This window comes from Mucilaginibacter sp. (assembly GCF_028288225.1).
Taxonomy (GTDB): domain Bacteria; phylum Bacteroidota; class Bacteroidia; order Sphingobacteriales; family Sphingobacteriaceae; genus Mucilaginibacter.
Window position 1 is genome coordinate 38,114 of sequence record NZ_JAQBOC010000024.1, and the last position, 21,623, is coordinate 59,736.

Here is a 21,623-nt window from a genome sequence, read left to right on the forward strand (position 1 = left end):
GCACATGAACAGAGTTTATAAATATGCGTTGTTAAGTTTTTTCTATATGTTTTTATTAGCATGCGGTACCCGCAAAAGTGTATACCTATTTACTTCTTTTCATGAACCGGCAAATGAAGGGTTACGATTTTTATACAGTTATGACGCTTACCACTGGACAGACCTGAATCATACCTTTTTAAAACCAGAAGCAGGAGAGGCAAAGATCATGCGTGATCCGTCTATTTGCCAGGGGGCCGATGGTATGTTCCACCTGGTTTGGACAACCGGATGGAAGGATGATAAAGGAATTGGTTATGCAAGTTCGCTGGATCTGATCCATTGGTCGGCTCAACAGCATATTAATGTAATGCCGTACGAGCCAACTGCCGTAAATGCCTGGGCGCCTGAATTGTTTTATGACGATGAAGCCGGGCAATTTATTATTGTGTTTGCATCTACCATACCTAGCCGCTTTGCAAAAGGGGAGGAGGATGAAAATAATAATCACCGGTTATACTATACAATCACCAAAGACTTTAAAAGCTTTAGTCCAACCCAATTATTTCTTGATCCCGGTTTTAGTGTGATAGATGCTGAAATTGTTAAACGTGCTAAAAATGATTATGTATTGGTAATGAAGGATAATACAAGGCTAAACCGGAATATACTGGTCGCTTTCAGCGCTCACCCGCTGGGCCCATATACCAATTTTTCCAAACGATTTACTGAAATGTATAGTGAAGGGCCAACAGTAACAAAAGCAGGCAATAACTGGCTGATCTACTATGACTCCTATCGGCTTAAAAGATTTGGTGCTATGAGCACAACTGATTTTAAAACCTTTACCAATATAGCATACGAAGTGAAAGTGCCGGAAGGACATAAGCACGGTACTATTTTTAAAGTAAATAAAAAAACGCTTGAAAAATTGAAACAGGCTGCAAAAGCAACTAATTGAAATGAACAGGAATTGGCAGGTATTCTTAGTGACGTTTTGTTTAACAGGGTGGTGGTTTGCATTACAGGCGCAGGACACGGTACATTATAGCGGTAATACTATAGTAAATGTAGATTATCACCACGGGCAGCTAAGCCCGGTTGTAGGTGTACATAGCATGCAAATATTCAGGGCAAACCGTGAGCATCCCGAACTGGCGGACGGTTTTGGGTTCACTTATAATCATGCACCCATGTTATGCTACTGGAACAATGCCTTTTATGTGGAATATTTAAGTGATAAGGTAGGGGAAAGTGTTCCTCCCGGTCAAACATTGGTTATTACTTCAAAAGATGGTCAAACATGGTCAAAGCCAACGGTTGTTTTTCCTCCCTATAAAATACCTGATGGCACTACCAAGCCCGGGCATCAGGGAGTTGCTAAGGATCTGTATTCCGTAATGCACCAGCGTATGGGATGGTACGTATCCAAATCAAAAAGACTGCTGGTGCTTGGTTTTTACGGGATATGTTTGGACGGGCATGATGACCCGAATGATGGGTTGGGAATAGGCCGTGTGGTGCGGGAAGTATACCCCAGCGGTAAATATGGCCCCATCTATTTTATACATTATAATCCACCGTGGAACGAGCAAAATACTTCCTCTCCCTTTTACAAAACCAGCAAGGATAAAGGATTTGTAGCAGCCTGTGATGAATTAATGGCTGATCCGTTAATGATGATGCAATGGTTTGAGGAAACAGACAGAAAAGATCCTCTAATTCCTTTTCATAAAGATTATAAGGCATTTAACTTTTATCATTTGCCTGATGGGCGCGTGGTAGGTTTATGGAAATTCGCGCTGACTTCTATCAGTACAGATAATGGTAAAACCTGGCCAACTAACGCGGCAAGAGCGCCCCACTTTGTAACCAGTAATGCCAAAATATGGGGGCAGCGTACATCAGACGGTAAGTATGCTACCGTTTATAATCCGTCGGAATTTCGTTGGCCACTGGCTACATCTGTAAGTAAGGATGGGCTGGATTATACCAATCTCTTATTGGTTAATGGCGAAATATCTACGATGCGCTACGGCGGTGCCTATAAATCATACGGCCCGCAGTATACCCGTGGTATTGAAGAAGGCAACGGCACGCCGCCGGATGGTAAACTTTGGGTTACTTATAGCATGAATAAAGAAGATATCTGGGTATCATCCATCCCTGTTCCGGTTACCGATATAGCCGCGGAACATGCTAACGAGGTGTTTAATGATATGCCCACCGGAAAAGAGCTGGAAAAATGGAATGTTTTTAGTCCGTTATGGGCGCATGCAGGGATAGAAAAGATGGCGGATGGCACACGCGTACTGGCATTAAATGACCATGATAATTTCGACTATGCAAAGGCGGAACGCGTAGTGCCGACATCAAAAAGATTAATAACTGATTTTACGCTGGTTGCAGGGCAAGCTAATACGGGCATGTTAGATATTGAGTTCCAGGATGAAAAGGGCAACGAGGCTATACGGCTTACCCTGGATTCAACAGGGGCATTTACATCAAAGGCAGGCTATCGTAATAAAAATGTGTTGAAAAAGTATGAGGCCAATAAGCCCTATCATATTACGCTGAAATTAAATACCGATACCCGTTTTTATACTATTAACGTAGATGGTAAAGATGTGCTTACCAATTTATTTTTTGCACCGGTGCATTCGATAAAACGTGTGGTTTTCCGCACCGGCGGGGTGAGGCGCTTTCCCAATGCAGATACGCCTACTGACCAGGATTATGATCTGCCCAAAGCAGGTGAATCCGCTAAACCGGCAGTGTTTTATATTAAATCATTCAAAACCAGTAATTTTTAACCGATGCGAAGGATAGATGGGCTTTATTTATTGATGGTTTTAATGGTAAGCTGTTTTAGTAGCTCTGCCGAGATAACGCTGCCTAAAATATTGGGTAATGATATGGTGCTTCAGCGCGATAAACCCAATCCAATTTGGGGTACAGCCATGCCTGGCGAAAAGGTATCTGTAAAATTTGGCAAGCAAGCTAAAAATACAATAACTGATGTTGCCGGAAGCTGGAAAATTATTCTTGATCCTATGCCGGGCTCAGACAAACCTGCGGCGTTAATGGTTATTGGTACAAATACCATAACACTTAATAATGTTTTAGTTGGCGAGGTTTGGATTTGCTCCGGGCAATCCAATATGGTTTATGAAATGCGTAAAAACAGCAAAGTAAATAAGCCGGATACCAGCACTGCAAATTCACCGGTTGATGAGCTGGAAAAGGCTCATAATCCGGCTATACGCATATTTTTGGTCACACAAAAAAATTTAATAAAGGCTGATCCTGAACACTCAAGATGGAGCGTAGCCCAGGATTCAGCATTGAGAGCATTTTCTGCCGCCGGTTATTTCTTCGCTAAAAAATTAAACCAGGAGCTGCATGTACCGGTAGGTATTATTTGCGCGGCAATAAGTGGAAGCCGTATTGAACCCTGGATACCAGAAAGCGCGTTTGAAAACTCAGCTTACTTTAAAAGTATAGGAAAAGATAGCGCGGTTGCCGGGAATGATCATGGTAAGTTTTATCATAAAATGATTGAGCCGTTAGCTCCTTTAGCGATACGCGGGTTTTTATGGTACCAGGGCGAGTCTAATGTTACCGAAACGATTAGTTATACCCATAAAATGAAGTTATTGATCAATTCCTGGCGAGATTTATGGGGGGAGCAGAATTTGCCGTTTTACTATGTGCAGATAGTGCCTTATTATTATTCAAAAATGACTACCAAACTGGTCATAACCCCTGAAACTGAACCTGCGTTTTGGGAGGCGCAAAGTATAGCGTTAAAAGTCCCTCATACCGGTATGATTGAAACATCTGATTTAAATGATGATATAAAAAACCTGCACCCGCCTTTCAAATGGGAAGTGGGCCGTCGGCTGGCGTTATTGGCGCTCGCTAAAACTTATGGAAAAAAGAACTTGGTATATTCCGGACCTGTATACCAGTCAATGAAAATTAGCGGTAATAAGATCATACTCAGCTTTAAATATACAGCTAACGGGTTGGAAAGCCATGATAAAAAACCGCTTAACTATTTTACCATTGCCGGGAAGGACGGAAAATTTGCAGAGGCTAACGCGAGTATTGAGGGCAACAGGGTAATTGTTTCATCACCCGCGGTAACCGCGCCTGTAGCAGTTCGCTTTGGCTGGACCGAAGATGCGCAGCCAAATTTATTTAATAAGGCTGGTTTGCCCGCAATGCCTTTCCGCACCAATAACCCTTTGAAATTTAATCCTGCTGATAATTAAGATAAAAATGAGAACTACCTGTTTTAAATTAAGTGTATATGTACTGCTAATGATAGCAAGCCTAACAACGTATGCGCAACAAAAAACAGAAAAAGTATATCTATCAGGTACGGGCAGCGACCATACGGTTAACTGGCAATTCTATTTAACAGAAGGCCGTAATTCGGGTAAGTGGACAACCATTCCGGTTCCATCTAACTGGGAATTGCAGGGATTTGGAAAATATAATTATGGGTTGGACAAGGATACCCTTAAAGGCAGGGAAAAAGGTATGTATAAATACCAACTTAACGTGCCCACAAGTTGGAAAGGAAAAGATATCAATATAGTGTTTGATGGTTCCATGACGGATACAAAAGTCATGATAAACGGCCAGCAGGCGGGCAGCATCCACCAAGGCTCTTTTTATAGGTTTAAATATGATATTACTAAATTGCTTCACTATGGGCAATCTAACTTACTGGAAGTAACGGTAGCCAAGCAATCTGCAAATGCTTCTGTTAACGCGGCAGAGCGAAAAGGCGATTTTTGGGTATTTGGAGGAATTTTCAGGCCGGTGTACCTGGAAGCTTTCCCTCATCAGCATATTAAACTGGTTGCTGTTAATGCTAAAGCTGATGGCCGCTTTGAGGCTAATATTAAATTAGCTGATATAAGTAATGCGGATGCGGTAACCGGTCAATTATATAACTTAAACAGACAAAAAACGGGCGTTCCTTTTTTAGTTAAAGTTAAATCCGGCGATACTTCAGTAAATATCAAAACGCGCCTGGCAGCACCTAAATTATGGTCGCCTGAATTTCCGAACTTATATAATGTTGTCTTCACTTTAAAGGCCCGGGGTAAAACGGTTCACACGGTACAGCAACGTTTTGGTTTTCGCACAATTGAGCTGCGGGAGCAGGATGGTATTTATGTAAATAATGTTAAGATCAAATTTAAAGGTGTAAACCACCAGTCATTTTGGCCAAATACAGGCAGGACTACCAGCAAAGAGGTGAGCATTGCTGATGTTAAGCTGATAAAAGACATGAATATGAATGCGGTGCGGATGTCCCATTACCCGCCCGACGATCATTTCCTGGACGCTTGTGATTCGCTGGGATTATTTGTGCTGGATGAGCTTACCGGCTGGCACCATAATTATGATACCAATGTGGGTTCAAAGCTGGTAAAGGAAATGATTGAAAGGGATGTTAATCATCCATCTATCGTAATCTGGGATAATGGGAATGAAGGCGGGTTTAACTTTGACCTTGACCATTTGTTTGAAGACCTTGATATTCAGAAACGCCCGTTAATACATCCGTGGACAATTTTCAGGGGCACTAATACGCAGCATTATATCAATTATGATTATGGTACCAATACCAATTTACATGGGCACGAGGTAGCTTTCCCTACGGAGTTTTTGCACGGATTATATGATGGCGGGGCAGGCGCGGGCCTGGATGATTATTGGGAATTGATGTGGCATACGCCAATTTCTGCCGGTGGATTTATATGGGTTTTTTCGGACGAAGCAGTGGTACGTACCGATAAAAATGGCGAACTGGATTCTGATGGTGATCACGGGCCTGATGGTATTCTTGGGCCATATCACGAAAAAGAAGGAAGCTACTATACCATAAAAGAAGTTTGGAGCCCGGTGCATATCGAGACCTGGGAAATAACACCGGAGTTTAATGGGAAAATAAGGTTGGAAAACCGTTATTTCTATACAAATTTAAAGCAATGTACCTTCAGTTATAAGCTGGCAAAACTGAATAATCCATATCAAAAAAAATTAGCGTCAACCCAAATAGGTTCAATAACGTCGCCGGATGTTGCACCCGGCCAATATGGCAATCTGGAGCTGTATTTGCCCGCAGGGTGGCAAAGCTATGATGTGCTGTATGTTACTGCTTTTGACCCCTATAAGCACGAACTTTTTACCTGGAGCTTTCCTGTTAAACAACCTGCCGCTATTGCCGCGCGCATAGTTAATCTTTTAGGAGGCAGCAAGCCGGTAATAACAGAAACGGATTCACTTTATAGAGTAAGCGCCAACGGGATCGAGCTTGAATTCAATCGTAATTCAGGTCAATTAAAAAAAGTGAAAAACCCTAAAGGGGACATTCCTTTTACCGATGGCCCTGTATTGGCAGAAGGTGAAGATCATACCGGTTTTCAAAAGCTTACGAATCATTATGACGGGGATAAACTGGTCATAGCGGCTGAATTCGGGAAAAAAACAAATGAACAGGAATTAAAATGGACGATCTATCCGTCTGGTTGGGTAAAGCTTGATGTTAAATACTGGAATATTGGCGAAGAATCAACATTAATGGGTTTAAGCTTTTCTTATCCTGAAAAGGAGGTAAAAGGGATAACCTATATGGGTGCCGGGCCATATCGTGTTTGGAAAAACCGTATAAAAGGAACACAACTGAATGTATGGGACAAAACCTATAATAATACCATTACCGGCCTCGACAATACCCCACTCATATATCCTGAGTTTAAAGGGTATTATGCCAACTTGTACTGGATGAGGTTGAACACAACCGGTCAGCCTTTTACGATAGTTTGTGCCAGCCAGGATATTTATTTGAGATTGTTCACCCCGGCAAGCCCAAAGAACGCTTATAATACCGCGCCGCCTTTTCCATCCGGAGATATTTCGTTTATGCATGGGATACCGCCTATCGGGACTAAATCTCAAAAACCGGAGGTGCTTGGCCCCAGCGGTATGAAAAACAAGTATTTTGATTATAACAAAGATATAGAACGCGCATTGTCACTTACCTTATATTTTGATTTTTCGAGAAAATAATGAAAAGGGGAGTAATATATATATATATGATAACAGGTATATTAACTTGTTGCTTCGGCAGTTTTGCTTTTGCCGGAATAGGGTTACAGAACCTGAAATGTGAAATGCGCACAGCTCCGCAGGGGATAGGCACAGCCAGGCTGCGTTTAAGCTGGCAATTGACCAGCGACCAGCGTAACATACAACAAACCGCTTATCAAATTATGGTAGCCTCATCGCCCGAAAAATTAAATTCCGGACAGGGCGATTTATGGGATTCGTATAAAGTTGCTGCTGATCAATCTATTATGATCAATTATGCCGGTAAGCCACTCAGCAGCCGCGCCCACTGCTACTGGAAGGTTAAAGTATGGACCAATAAAGGGGAAAGCCCCTGGAGCCAACCTGCTTTTTGGAGTGTGGGTTTATTAACTGCCACAGATTGGAAAGCAAAATGGATAGGTTATGAAAATGGCTTCCCCTGGGATAGTGTTTCTAAGTTTTCACGATTGTCGGCAAGATATTTCCGTAAGGGATTTGAAGCCGTTAAAGCGGTTAAAAGCGCGACAGTTTATATTGTCGGGCTTGGGCACTATGAATTATATATCAACGGAAAAATTATTGGTAATCAGGTTTTAGCCGAAGCGCCAACGGATTATACCCAGTCTGTATTATACAATACATTTGATGTAACCGATAAGGTAAAAAACGGTGCGAACGTTATTGGCACTGTATTAGGTAACGGCCGTTTCTTTACCATGCGGCCAAAATACAAACCTAAAAAGATCAAGGAATTCGGGTTCCCAAAAATGCTGTTACAACTGGAAATCACCTACCAGGACGGAAGTAAGCAAACCATCATTAGTGATAATAGCTGGAAGTTTACGGCCGATGGCCCTATCCGTACCGATAACGAATATGATGGTGAGGAATATGACGCGACTAAAGAATTTACCGGCTGGAATACCCCTGTTTTTAATGAAAGCGAATGGTTAAAAGCTGAACTGGTTGGATCACCCGGAGGCAGGGTTGAAGCGCAGATGAACGAGCCAGTTAAAGTAATGGCCACAGTTATGCCTATTAAGATCACCCTGCTTAAGCCGGGTACATGGATAATGGATATGGGGCAAAACATGGCGGGATGGGTACAAATGAAGGTGAAAGGTAAACCGGGTGATAAAGTTACGCTCCGGTATGGGGAAACCCTAAAAAGCAATGGTGAATTATATGTTGCCAACCTACGAGATGCTAAAGTAACAGATGTTTATACATTAAAAGGCGGAGGCGAAGAAATATGGCACCCGGTATTTGTATTTCACGGTTTCAGGTATATAGAAGTTACCGGTTATCCCGGCACTCCTGATCTGGCCGATTTTGAGGGTCAGGTAATTTATGATGATATGGCCAATGCCGGCCAGTTTGAAACTTCCAATGAGTTAATTAACCATATCTACAAAAACGCTTATTGGGGAATACTAAGCAATTATAAAGGCATGCCGATCGATTGCCCGCAGCGTAATGAGCGTATGCCGTGGCTGGGAGACCGTGCAGTAGGCTCATTAGGTGAAAGCTTTGTGTTTGATAATGAGAATTCATACGCCAAATGGATGGATGATATTGAGCAGGCGCAAAAGCCGGACGGCGCTATACCGGATGTAGCCCCTGCTTATTGGAATTATTACAGCGATAACATGACGTGGCCGGGAACCTATATCCTGATCAATGATATGTTGTATGATCAGTTTGGCGACAAGGCCCCCTTTGAAAAACATTATGCCTCCATGAAGAAATGGCTCAGTTATATGCGGCAGAAATATGTTAAAAACGACCTGATGACCAAGGATAAATATGGCGATTGGTGTGTACCGCCTGAATCGCCGGAACTGATCCATTCAAAAGACTCTTCACGTAATACCAATGGAGAGTTGATCGCTACTGCTTACTATTATCATTTCATGACCATTATGCAGCGTTTTGCAACGATCATGAACAAGCCTGCAGACAAACAGCAATTTGGGGCATTAGCATTTAAAACGAAGAACGCTTTTAACCGGAAATTTTTTGATAAAAATACCTTAAAATATGACAATAATACGGTTACGGCCAACTTGCTGCCGCTGTATTTCGGTATGGTGCCGGACGGGAGCAGTAAAAAGGTGTTTAACAATATTGTTAATAAAATTGGCGAAGCCGGCGACCATATCAGTACAGGCGTTATCGGTACGCAATGGCTGATGAGGGGATTAACCGAGTATGGCCGTCCGGAGATTGCATACAAAATTGCGGGCAACGATGATTACCCCAGTTGGGGGTATATGGTAAAACGCGGTGCCACAACGACATGGGAATTATGGAATGGGGATACCGCTAACCCATCCATGAACTCAGGCAACCACGTTATGTTGCTCGGCGATCTTATTGCCTGGTTTTACCAGGACCTGGCCGGTATTAAGGCTAAAGAACCCGCTTTTAAAACTATTGTTATGCAACCAGCAATAGGTGTTAATGGTTTAGATCATGTAAAAGCATCCTACCAAACGCCTTACGGTTTAGTAAAAAGCAACTGGAAAAAGGAAACCGGGAATTTCGAGTGGAATATAACCATCCCCCCCAACTCAAAGGCAATAATTTATTTGCCCGTTACTAACCTGAATGATATAAAAGACAATGGAAAAAGCCTGAAAGCTGAAAATGGGATAAAATATTTAGGCAAGGATAAAGATAGGGTTAGGATAGAGGTGGGATCGGGAGATTATGATTTTACAGTAAATAATTTAAATTTTAAACAAGGTTATTAAATATTATCAATATGAAAATTCAATCAACATTATTTAGTCTGCTTTTTATAATAGGGGGCGTATCTTTTTCGGCTATGGGACAAACGCAGTCGGCAGGTGCAACGGCAGCAATTCAAATATCACCAGATGTGAAAGCTAAATCAGACACGGATATAGATAAAAAAGCCGTTGAATGGGCCACGTTCCTAAACTTGAATGACAAGGATAAAGAAGCCCGTGTAAGCGCAGTAATTGCCATTCATTTAAAAGCTGTTCGTGATTGGAACAACGAACATCCTTATACTACCGTTCCTGCTGGCATTGACCCTGCAACCGGGAAGCCGTTAAACCAACTGGAGCGCCAGGTCATTGCCAATTCGGCTATACCTAAAACAGTACACCAGGATTTAATGGCAGGATTAAGGAAAGATTTAACAGAAGAACAGGTGGAAGTTATTTTGGATAAATATACAGAAGGCAAGGTAGCGTTTACATTAAATGGTTATAAAGCCATAGTACCTGATCTAACCCCGACCGAAGAAGCGGCTATACTGGTTAACCTTAAACAAGCGCGTGAACAGGCTATTGATTTTAAGGGCAGCAAGCAGATCTCGACGATATTTGAGATCTATAAAACTAAAAACGAACAATACCTGAATACTAACGGGCGCAACTGGCATAAAATGTACGGTGACTACACCAATATGATCAAAGCTAAAAAAGCAGCCGAAGCTGCGGCCAAACAGGCCGGTAACCAATAAAGTACGCTAACCATTAAATGTGCGGGATACCAATAAAGTAAATAAATATGTGTAAAAGGAGTTTAGCTGCAGTAATGATATTATCCCTTGCATTGGCAGTTCAATTGCAGGCGCAGCCATCGGCTGTTTGGCGGCACGGGATAATTACGGATGAATTTATTTATACACAGGCCCCGTATCCCGAATGCCATGCAGCAACTATCGCGCAAACAAGGCATGGTTTAGTAGCGGCATGGTTTGGCGGTACTAAAGAACGTAACCCGGATGTTTGCATTTGGGTGAGCCGAGCGGTAAATGGAAAATGGACAGAAGCTATTAACGTTGCTAATGGTATACAAAATGATTCGCTGCGCTATCCCTGCTGGAACCCCATACTTTACCAGGTGCCTAATGGCGACCTGTTACTATTTTACAAGATAGGCCCTAAGCCCGCTACATGGAAAGGCTATGTTAAAACATCTAAAGATGGCGGCATAACCTGGTCAGCCCAAACGGCAATGGCTGATGGAGTAATTGGACCGGTAAAAAATAAGCCGGTAAGACTAAGCAATGGCAATTTGCTGTCGCCGTCAGGTACAGAAATTGATGGCGCGAAAATTCATTTTGAGCTATCATCTGATAAGGGTAAAAGCTGGAAAATACTTCCGCCATTAAATGATGGTAAAACTGTTAAAGCTTTACAACCAGCAATTTTATTGCATAAGGATGGTAAGGTGCAAATGCTTTGCCGTACACAAAACCGTGCCATATACGAGGCATGGTCGAGCGATAACGGCAATACCTGGACAGCGCCTAAACCATCGGCCCTGCCTAATAATAACTCGGGTATTGATGCGGTTACCTTAAAGGATGGCCGCCAGTTATTGGTTTATAATCATGTATTACCACCGGGAAAAGAAACAAAAGGGGCAAGAACCCCGCTTAACGTTGCGGTATCCAATGATGGGATAACGTGGTATGCGGCATTGATACTGGAAGATTCGCCGATCAGCCAATACTCTTACCCGTCTGTAATACAAACGACTGACGGCCTGGTGCACATAGTTTATACCTGGCGCAGGGAGCGTATTAAGCATGTGGTGATTGATCCGTCGAAACTGGTGCTTGAAGAAATTAAAAATGGCGAATGGCCAAAAGTTGACGGATATACCCCGCCGGTAGTACAAGGGGATACAAAGGATCTTTAATTTAAAACCATGAGAAGTTTAAAATCAGGTATCCTGATAAACGTGTTACTGTTATTGCCAATAGTATTGCTGGCGCAGCAGGATACTGACCATCAGTATAAAAAAAAATTGAAGGAAGTATTGGATGAAATACAGGCCAGATTCCATGTTAAAATTAAATACTCTGAAGCGCAGGTTAAAGATAAAGTAGTAACCTATGCAGACTGGCGTTTTAGGAATACGGCCGATGAAACCCTTGCCAATGTATTAGCTCCGCTGGACATGAAGGTAAATAAGGAAGGCGCGGCAACGTATAAGCTAAAGGATTATGAATATAATAACTGGGCGATAAAGGATGGCTGGGACAAACTGGATAGTATGGCTAAATTATACCATGATGTAAAAAGCTGGGAGCAGCGAAAAGCATTGCTTCGCCCGGAGCTGTATAAGGCGCTTAACCTGTCGCCTTTGCCCGAAAGACCTAAATCAAAACCGATCATCACGCCAAAAAGAATATATAATGGCTATTCGGTAGAAAATATAGCTATCGAGATTTTGCCTGGCCTGTATATTAACGGATCAATTTACCGGCCTTTAAACATTAAAGGGAAGATACCGGTAATATTAAGCCCGGACGGCCATTGGGAAAAGCAGCGTTACCGTGCCGATTGCCAGCTTCGCTGTGCTACTTTAGCCAGGATGGGTTGTATGGCTTACAGCTATGACCTTTTTGCCTGGGGCGAATCCTTATTGCAATTTAAGGCAGAAGATCATCGTACAAGCATGGCACAGGTAGTGCAAACTTTAGGCGCTATCCGTATTTTAGATTACGTGCTGAGCCTGAAGGAAACTGACCCCGCAAGGGTAGGTATCAGCGGTGGTTCGGGCGGCGGTAGTCATACTGTATTAATGGCAGCGCTTGATCCGCGTATCAAGCTGAGCGCACCGGTTGTTTCTGTTTCCAGTTACTTTTATGGCGGCTGCCCCTGCGAAAGCGGCATGCCTATCCACTTTGCCGGGGGCGGAACCGATAATGTAGAAATCGCAGCAATGGCGGCGCCAAATCCGCAACTGTTAATATCTGACGGAAGCGATTGGACCGCTCACATGCCTGAACATGATTTCCCATACCTTAAAAAAATATACGGGTACTATGGTAAAAGCGATATGGTGGAGAATGTGCATTTACCCAATGATAAACATGACTACGGCCCATCGAAGCGTTTTCCGCTTTACCACTTCGTAGCGAAAAATTTCCGGCTCAATATTAAGGCTATTGAAGATAAGGATGGAAACATTGATGAGTCGGGGGTAACTATAGAAAAGGAACCAAAAATGTATGTATTTGGTGATCACGGGCAAAACCTACCCCCTGATGCTGTAATGGGTTTAGCCAATTTACAGCATGTATTTGAAATGACGCCAAGAGAACCAGGCACTAAATAAAAAACAATGTACAGGAAATCACTTTTTGCAGGCATCATCATAATGTTGGGTATTAGCCTATCGCCTGAAATAACACATGCCCAAAATGCGTATAATGTGGCTGTTGCCGACATCATGATATTAAAACGGCAAAAGCTGGGAGCTATACCGCTGACCAAAGATATTGGCGCTGATGGCGTAGAAGTAGATATGGGTGGTTTAGGCGACAGGCCAACCTTTGATAATAAATGGGCGACAGACACAGTAAGGCTGCAATTTTTAAACAAAGCGAAAGAACTGAATGTAGAGCTATGTTCCCTCGCCATGACCGGTTTTTTCTCCCAGTCGTTTGCCACAAGGCCCACAGCTATACAAGCTGTGCGGGATTGTATCAATACCATGAAAGCAATGAATGTTAAAGTTGCTTTTTTGCCAATGGGGGTGAACAGCGACCTGGTTAAAAACCCGGAGCTGCGCCCCGCGGTGGTTGAACGGTTAAAAATTGCAGGTAAAATGGCGCAGGATGCGGGCGTAGTAATTGGCATAGAAACCGCCCTTGATGCCAAAGGGGAATTGCAGTTATTAAAGGATGTAGGTTCGCCTGCTATAAAAAGCTATTTTAATTTTTCAAACGCGATAAAGAACGGGCGTGATTTAAATTCCGAATTAAAGCTTTTAGGCAAAGATAAGATCATACAGATCCACTGTACGGATGATGATGGCGTGTGGCTGCAAAATGATCCTAAAATTAATATGCTAAAAGTTAAGGAAGCACTTGACCAAATGGGATGGCATGGTTGGCTGGTAATTGAACGTTCGCGCGATGCGAATGACCCTAAAAATGTGAAGAAGAATTTTGGCGCTAATACCGCGTACGTAAAATCAGTATTTCAACCGGCTAAATGAAATTGTTGACCTGTTTATTCCTTATTTGTACACTGTCGGTATTCGGCAAAAATAGTTATGCTGCCGAAATATGGGTGGCGCCAAACGGTAATGATGCGAATGCAGGTACAAGGGATTATCCCAAACTGACGATTGCGGCAGCAATACGGCAGGCGCGCGAATTACGCCGGTTAAAGTATGCTGCTGTAGCAGGAGGGATTCATATTATCGTAAAAGATGGTGAATATATATTAGATGAACCGCTGTTCATTCGCCCGGAAGATTCAGGAACGGCTTCATCACCAACCCTTATAGAAAATGCGCCGAATGCGAGGCCGGTTATCAGCGGCGGCGCAGCAGTAAATAATTGGAAAAGAGCCGCAATCCATATATCTGGTTTACCAACCGAAGCACAAGGCAGGGTTTGGGAGGCACACGTTCCGAAGGTTGGCGGTAATACTTTATTGTTCAGGCAACTTTGGATCAATGGTAAAAAGGCTGTCAGGGCAAGGGAAAGTGATACCGATGAAGATATGGGCCGGATATTATCCTTAAATAAAGTAAAGCAGGAAATATACATAGCTGTTCCTAAAGTAGGCTTACCAAAAGATCCAGGTCAAATGGAAATGGTAATCCACCAAATGTGGGCCATTGCTAATTTGCGGATGAAATCTATCACCGTTGAGGGGAATAAAGCTAACCTTACCTTTTACCAGCCTGAAAGCCGTTTAGAATTTGAACATCCCTGGCCGGCCCCGGTAATTGATAAGGATCATAAGATGAATGGTAATTCGGCTTTTTATTTAACTAATTCCTTATCGTTTTTGAATCGACCCGGCGAATGGTATGAGGATTTGCCTGCCGGCAAAATTTACTACTGGCCCCGTAAGGGCGAAAACCTATCTGCCGCAAAAGTAATTGCACCCTCACTTGAAAAATTAGTACAGGTAACGGGCACGCTGGAAAGACCCGTAAGCTACGTGTTTTTTAAAGGGTTAAGCTTTGTATATACTACCTGGCTGCGGCCATCCCTGCAAGGCCATGTACCTTTGCAGGCAGGCATGTACCTGCTGGAGGCGTATAAACTGAAAATTAAAGGAACGCACGAAAAAGCCGGCCTGGAAAACCAGGCCTGGATTGGCCGCCCGCCCGCGGCAGTTGAATTAACCTATGTAAACCATACCGGCTTTGAAAATTGCACCTTTAATCATTTGGCCTCAACAGGATTGGATTATGTAAAGGGTACGCATGATGATGAAATAAAAGGTAATTTATTTCGGGATATTGGTGGAACGGGAATACAAGTGGGTATGTATTCAGACGAGGGTTTTGAAACCCATTTACCATACAATCCACGGGAACCGCTGGAAGTTTGTACCAATGAACATATCGAAAACAATTTAGTAACAGATGTAACTAACGAAGATTGGGGCTGCTTGGGTATTAGCGCGGGTTATGTAAAGGGAATACTAATAGCACATAATGAGATTGCTGATGTGTCTTACTCCGGGATAAGCGTTGGCTGGGGTTGGACGAAGGCCGCTAATGCGATGAGCGATAATATCATCAAGGCAAACAAGGTGCATCATTATGCCAAACACATGTATGATGTTGCCGGAATCTATACCTTATCGACACAACTCAATTCGATTATTGACAGTAATTATATTGATAACATCTATAAAGTAAGCTATGCTCATGACCCGCAACATTGGTTTTACTTATATACCGATGAAGGGTCATCCTATTTTACGGTAAAAGACAACTGGACCCCCACTGAAAAATTCTTGAAGAATGCCAACGGCCCCGGCAATGTATGGGAGAACAACGGGCCGCACGTTGCCGATAAAATAAAAAACCAGGCAGGATTGGAACCTGAATACCGGTATCTGCTTACAGGTATTAAAGTTAACGCTGACAACCAGCCCATTAATCACGTAAAGCCTTAACTGTATGCGTAAACCAAAATCAGTTAATAAAATTACAAGGGCAAACGGCATACTTTGCGTATTCCTGTTTGTTTTATTGAATTTTTTTGGGGGTTATGCCGATGATTTTAAAAATAGCCGCACGCCAATAGTATTAGAGATAATTGAGCGGGTTGGAATTAAGTCAGACGATCATCTGATAATTGTAATCTGCAAGAAAAATCATATCCCATTAACAGCTATTTACCAATGGAATAATCATTTAGCGATTTATGGTTTTTTAGATAAGCCGGATGCGCTGAAAAAACAGATCGCCGATCAATATCCGGGATGTATGATTAAGGTTTACGATCATCCATTCTATAATTTTAATCGTAAGGAACGTTGCGGTAAAGAAAAGCTGGCTAAAGAATGGGATAATGTTTTACTTACTGCTGATTTGGTTAAAAATACAAAACTCCAAAAGGAGTATCTGCACTACCACGCTACCCAGTTTGAAAAATGGCCGGAGGTTTCGCAAGGCTTTTGTAATGCCGGTTTTCAGCAGCTGTTAGTTTTTAAAAATGGCAGGCAGCTAATGCTGGTTATAAGTATACCAAAGGGTGAAAGTCTGGATAAATTGAACTCCAAAACTACAAAGAACAACCCTAAAACGGTACAATGGAATGACCTGATGAAAAAATACCAGGAGGGCATTCCGGGTACCAAAGCGCGTGAAGTATGGGTTTTTTTAAAGCCATTAATATAATAGATAACAGCACATGTTAAAATTAGGCATATTAGGATTAGGAGAGGGCAGAAGCACCATGTCAGCAGCATTGCAAAGCCCGAAATACGAATTGAAAATGGTGTGTGATAGCAATCTTGAAATGTGTAAATCCCGTGCAGCGGAATTTAACTTTCACAGCCATACTACCAATTATCAGGATATGCTGAATGATCCTGAAATTGATGTGGTAGCCATTTACACCCCCGATCATTTACATGCCGAGCATGTAAAGCAAGCCCTGCTGCATGGTAAGCATGTAGTTTGTACCAAACCCTTTATTGATGATCTTTCAAAAGCGCAGGAACTGCTGGAACTGGTAGAAAGTACCGGTAAAAAGGTTTTCGTAGGCCAAAGTTCACGGTTCTTTGAACCAGCAAAGAGGCAGCGAAAAGACTATGAAGCAGGCCTTATCGGCGAGTTGATAACCATAGAGGGTCAATATCATGCCGATCACCGATGGTTCCTGGAAAAACCATGGGCATTGGAATCCTCTTTCAAATGGTTATACGGCGGATTAAGCCACCCGGTAGATTTTATTCGTTGGTATTTACCCAATATTGAAGAGGTTATGGGATATGGAATCAATAGCAGTAACGGCAAAAAGTTGGGCTTAAAAAATGAAGACACTATGCACTTTATTTTTAGAGCTGCTGACGGCCGTATTGCAAGGGTGAGCGGTGCTTATACCGGGCCAACCCAGCCCGCGCAACGAGATAGCGGCATGAGCTGCATTTTAAGAGGAACTGAAGGAGCATCACAAGCGGATTACCATGAACTACGATATGCTGTTACCGATAAAACTGGTGAGGAAAAAATAATTTACTGGGGTGATGCGGTAATGAAGCATTATTTCCGGTTTGAAGGGCAAAGTCATCATGCGGGCGAATATCAAAATTACCTGGAATATTTTGCAGACTGTATAGAGAGCGGCGAAACCGCCTATCCGGATATTAAAGAGGGCATTGGTACCGTAGCCCTGTTACAAGCTATGGACAAATCATTACAAACCGGGATGCCTGTAAAAGTTGCTGATATATTGGCCGAATACGGGTTATCAGCTGATAAATTAAACGCATAATGGGACACCTGGCTACCAATTTAACCTCACTTGATTATGCGATTGTAATTGCATACATCATTATTTTGGTCATTATTGGCTACAGGGCCAGTTTTATAGACAAGAAGAATAAAAACGATACCCTGTTTCTCGCTAATAAATCATTAGGCTGGGCAAGTATTGGTTTTAATATGTGGGGTACTAATGTGGGGCCGTCAATGCTGCTTGCCTACGCCAGTATTGGCTATACCACTGGTATTGTGGCGGTGAATTTTGACTGGTATGCCTTTATATTTTTACTGTTGCTGGCTATAGTGTTCGCACCTAAATATTTGGCAGCCAAAGTAAGTACCATGCCCGAGTTTATGGGTAACAGGTATGGCGACAGTACCCAAAATATATTGGCCTGGTATGCCCTTATCAAAATACTGATCTCCTGGTTATCCCTGGGTTTATTTGCAGGAGGGTATTTGGTGCGGCAAATATTAGGCATCCCCATGTGGGAATCAGTAATTGCATTAGTATCATTCGCCGGGTTATTTGCTTTTGCAGGCGGGTTAAAAGCAATCGCTAGGGTGAATATTTTTCAAATGATCTTATTGATAGCGGTATCCTTACTGCTTACTATTACAGGAGTTATAAAAGCAGGCGGGTTATCAGCGGTGTATCATCATGTGCCCGCCAATTACTGGAACCTTATTCATCCGGGAAGTGACACAAAATATCCATGGTATGCTATTCTTTTAGGTTACCCGGTGGCGGCAGTAGCTTTCTTTTGTACCGATCAGGCAATGGTACAATCAGTATTAGGCGCTAAAAATCTGGAACAGGGACAGTTAGGCGTAAACTTTATAGGCTGGCTTAAAATATTGTCGCTGCCCTTATTTATCCTTACGGGTATATTATGTTACATCCTGTTCCCTAACTTAAAAGACCCGGCTGAAGCTTATATGACAATGGTAACGCATCTTTTTCCGGCCGGGTTAAACGGTTTGGTTATAGTTGTGCTCATAGCGGTTTTAGTGGGCACTATTGGCTCATCGCTTAACTCGTTAAGCACGGTTTTTACTATGGATGTTTATGTGAAAAATATCAATCCGTCTGCTGATAACAAACAGATCATTAAAGTGGGGCGTATGGCGGTAGTGGTGGGTTGTATGCTGGCTATCATCATCGCTTTAGCTATTGATAATATCAGGGGGTTAAATCTATTTGATGTATTCCAATCTGTTTTAGGGTTTATCGCCCCGCCATTGTCGGTTGTTTTTTTGCTAACTGTATTCTGGAAACGTACTACCCGCACCGCGGTTAATGTTATTTTATCGGTTGGCTCGGCATTTAGTTTGGGTGTTGGCGTACTTTACTTATGGGTATTTACTGCAGATAAGTATACCTTTTGGCCGCATTATTTACTGTTATCGTTTTACATTTTTTCCTTTTTGATGATAGTAGCCATTATCATTTCTCTTGCAGATCAATCGCCGGTTATATATCAGCCAGACAAAGAGTTTATGCGCAATATTTTGAAGCCAACCAAACGGGTAAAAATTGCCTGGGTCCTGTTAGTGGTTGTTATGATTTGCCTGTATTTGATATTTGACGGACATTAATTATGAAAGTTATTAAAGCTAAAAATTTGAAAAATCATATAGCATTCGCTACGCTTTTGATAATGGTGCTTTTTACTGATCTGGCGTTTGCACAAAAAGCTACCTGGATATGGTATCCGGGTGATTATGAAATTTGGCTGGGCAACAAAATGCAAAACCGGCGTACAGATCGTGATTCCTTTTTGCCTGTATTATGGAAAATGGACAGTCATTATGTTTTGATCGAATTTCATAAAGATTTTAATGTCCCTGCTGCCGAAGAAGTAAAACTGAACGTGGAAGGTATATATAATGTTAAGGTTGACGGGCAAGCGTTTCCAGGCTATCCCAAAAGCATCACAGTTCCCGCGGGTCATCATAAACTGAGTTTAAAGGTCTATTGTCAGAACCACGTGCCTTCCATATTTGTACAGGGGAAAACCATTGTATCCGATGATACATGGTTGGTAACTTTTGAAGATAAGGAATGGATAGACGCTACAGGTACGGTGTCGGATAAATCAGGGACAACTTATTTAAATGCAGGTTCCTGGAATTTTAATAATATTCTCTCCCCGCCATCACAGTTCAAACTGCCAACAGAACCCCAATATGCCGTTAAAAGTGATAAAGCACCTCATTCATTTTTCCTGGATTTTGGAAAAGAAACCTTTGGCTTTGTAAAACTGCATGGTTTAAAGGGCAGGGGCAAACTGCATATTTATTATGGTGAATCGAAGGAAGAAGCGTTATCAACCGATCACTGCGAAACGCTGGATGAGTTAACTGTCAGCGAGCCACATAAAAAGGACTCGGTAATGGAACTGTCCAAAGCGTTCCGTTATATAAATGTGCAGTTTGATGGGAGTATTAGCGTGGATTCCGTTTCTATGCTGTATGAGTATGCGCCGCTTAATGAACGTGGCGGTTTTCATTGTTCAGACGAGGAAGTGAACAAGATTTACGATGTGGCTAAATATACGCTCCATTTGGCTACGCGCGAGTTTTTTATAGACGGTATTAAGCGTGACAGGTGGATATGGTCTGGTGATGCTTACCAGAGTTACCTGATGAACTATTATTCTTTTTTTGATTCGCCCACCGTTAGCCGTACCATGCTGGCCTTGCGTGGCAAGGACCCGGTAACCAGCCATATCAATACCATTATGGATTATACCTTCTATTGGTTTTTAGGTATTTATGATTACTATCAATATACTGGTGATAAAACATTTATTAAACAGTTTTATCCGCGTATGCAAAGCCTGATGGATTATTGTTTAGGGCGGCGCAATAAGGATGGCATGATGGTAGGCTTACCCGGCGATTGGGTATTTATTGATTGGGCCGATGGCTTAAGTAAAAAAGGCGAGGTAAGCTTTGAACAAATGCTGTTTTGCCGAAGCCTGGAAACCATGTCGCTATGCGCCGAATTAAATAATGATCCGATGGGAGCTGTGAAATACAATGCATTAGCTGCTGATTTAAAAACAAAGATATTTAAGTATTACTGGAACAGCCAACAACACGCGCTGGTACATAGCCGGGTAAATGGCGTGCAAACCGCTAATGTTACCCGGTACGCTAATATGTTCGGTATCTTCTTCAATTACTTTACGGAGCAGCAAAAACAGGAAGTAAAACAACATGTACTGCTGAATGACAAGATACAAAAGATCACTACCCCATACATGCGGTTTTATGAGTTAGAGGCTTTATGTGCTATGGGCGAACAACCGTATGTGTTAAAGGAAATGAAAAATTACTGGGGCGGTATGTTTAAACTGGGCGCAACTTCATTTTGGGAAGAATACGATCCAACTAAGACCGGCGCTGATATTTATGCCATGTATGGGCGGCCGTTTGGCAAAAGCCTATGCCATGCCTGGGGAGCAAGCCCGATATATTTACTAGGGAAATACTATTTAGGGGTAAAACCTTTATCGCCCGGATATCAAGCGTATATAGTAGAACCTAACCTTGGCGGCTTACAATGGATGGAAGGGGCGATACCTACACCCAATGGTGCTATAAAATTATATTGCAGCACTAAACAGATCAGGATAAGCGCTGATGAAGGCAATGGCATACTGCGCTTTAAAAGTAAAACTGCGCCGGTATGTAAACAAACAATGGTTATGGCAAAGGGAAAAAATGTTTACGAGATACAAATGCAAAAAGGAGAAACATTTGTGATTGACTATAATGCAATATAG

Annotated in this window: 14 protein-coding genes; all 14 read left to right on the plus strand. The window is 42.4% G+C overall.

Going from position 1 to position 21,623, the window contains the following annotated elements:
• Positions 1 to 4 precede the first annotated feature (4 nt).
• Genes JWQ54_RS07610 through JWQ54_RS07675 form a run of 14 tightly spaced genes read left to right on the plus strand, consistent with a single transcriptional unit; the run spans position 5 to position 21,623 of the window.
• Positions 5 to 940, plus strand: a complete 936-nt coding sequence (locus tag JWQ54_RS07610; RefSeq protein ID WP_299582532.1) for a glycoside hydrolase family 43 protein — start codon at positions 5 to 7, stop codon at positions 938 to 940.
• A 1-nt stretch (position 941) separates the two neighbouring features.
• The gene (locus tag JWQ54_RS07615; RefSeq protein WP_299582535.1) at positions 942 to 2,792 is read left to right on the plus strand and encodes a six-hairpin glycosidase; all 1,851 of its coding nucleotides are present in this window, start codon (positions 942 to 944) and stop codon (positions 2,790 to 2,792) included.
• Positions 2,793 to 2,795: 3 nt separating this feature from the next.
• Positions 2,796 to 4,256, plus strand: coding sequence for a sialate O-acetylesterase (locus JWQ54_RS07620; RefSeq protein ID WP_299582537.1), 1,461 nt, complete (start codon positions 2,796 to 2,798; stop codon positions 4,254 to 4,256).
• A 7-nt stretch (positions 4,257 to 4,263) separates the two neighbouring features.
• On the plus strand, positions 4,264 to 7,071 hold the full coding sequence (locus JWQ54_RS07625) for a glycoside hydrolase family 2 TIM barrel-domain containing protein (protein WP_299582540.1): 2,808 nt from the start codon (positions 4,264 to 4,266) through the stop codon (positions 7,069 to 7,071).
• 26 nt (positions 7,072 to 7,097) lie between these two features.
• Positions 7,098 to 9,848, plus strand: a complete 2,751-nt coding sequence (locus JWQ54_RS07630) for an alpha-L-rhamnosidase (RefSeq protein ID WP_299582543.1) — start codon at positions 7,098 to 7,100, stop codon at positions 9,846 to 9,848.
• An 11-nt stretch (positions 9,849 to 9,859) separates the two neighbouring features.
• Complete coding sequence (locus JWQ54_RS07635; protein WP_299582546.1) at positions 9,860 to 10,588, plus strand: DUF3826 domain-containing protein; 729 nt, start codon at positions 9,860 to 9,862, stop codon at positions 10,586 to 10,588.
• A gap of 47 nt (positions 10,589 to 10,635) precedes the next feature.
• On the plus strand, positions 10,636 to 11,775 hold the full coding sequence (locus tag JWQ54_RS07640) for an exo-alpha-sialidase (protein ID WP_299582549.1): 1,140 nt from the start codon (positions 10,636 to 10,638) through the stop codon (positions 11,773 to 11,775).
• Positions 11,776 to 11,784: 9 nt separating this feature from the next.
• On the plus strand, positions 11,785 to 13,200 hold the full coding sequence (locus tag JWQ54_RS07645; protein WP_299582552.1) for an acetylxylan esterase: 1,416 nt from the start codon (positions 11,785 to 11,787) through the stop codon (positions 13,198 to 13,200).
• 6 nt (positions 13,201 to 13,206) lie between these two features.
• Positions 13,207 to 14,085 carry a sugar phosphate isomerase/epimerase gene (locus JWQ54_RS07650; protein ID WP_299582555.1) on the plus strand — a complete coding sequence of 293 codons (879 nt, stop codon included), beginning with the start codon at positions 13,207 to 13,209 and terminating at the stop codon, positions 14,083 to 14,085.
• Positions 14,082 to 16,013, plus strand: coding sequence for a right-handed parallel beta-helix repeat-containing protein (locus JWQ54_RS07655; protein ID WP_299582558.1), 1,932 nt, complete (start codon positions 14,082 to 14,084; stop codon positions 16,011 to 16,013). The genes JWQ54_RS07650 and JWQ54_RS07655 overlap by 4 nt, the downstream gene beginning before the upstream one ends.
• A 4-nt stretch (positions 16,014 to 16,017) precedes the next feature.
• On the plus strand, positions 16,018 to 16,740 hold the full coding sequence (locus tag JWQ54_RS07660) for an L-rhamnose mutarotase (protein WP_299582561.1): 723 nt from the start codon (positions 16,018 to 16,020) through the stop codon (positions 16,738 to 16,740).
• Positions 16,741 to 16,753: 13 nt separating this feature from the next.
• Positions 16,754 to 17,839 (plus strand): Gfo/Idh/MocA family oxidoreductase, encoded by a 1,086-nt coding sequence (locus JWQ54_RS07665; RefSeq protein ID WP_299582564.1) that lies wholly within the window; start codon positions 16,754 to 16,756, stop codon positions 17,837 to 17,839.
• On the plus strand, positions 17,839 to 19,428 hold the full coding sequence (locus JWQ54_RS07670) for a sodium/solute symporter (protein ID WP_299582567.1): 1,590 nt from the start codon (positions 17,839 to 17,841) through the stop codon (positions 19,426 to 19,428). The genes JWQ54_RS07665 and JWQ54_RS07670 overlap by 1 nt, the downstream gene beginning before the upstream one ends.
• Before the next feature lie 2 nt (positions 19,429 to 19,430).
• Positions 19,431 to 21,623: an alpha-rhamnosidase gene (locus tag JWQ54_RS07675; protein WP_299582570.1), complete on the plus strand. Its 2,193-nt coding sequence runs from the start codon at positions 19,431 to 19,433 to the stop codon at positions 21,621 to 21,623.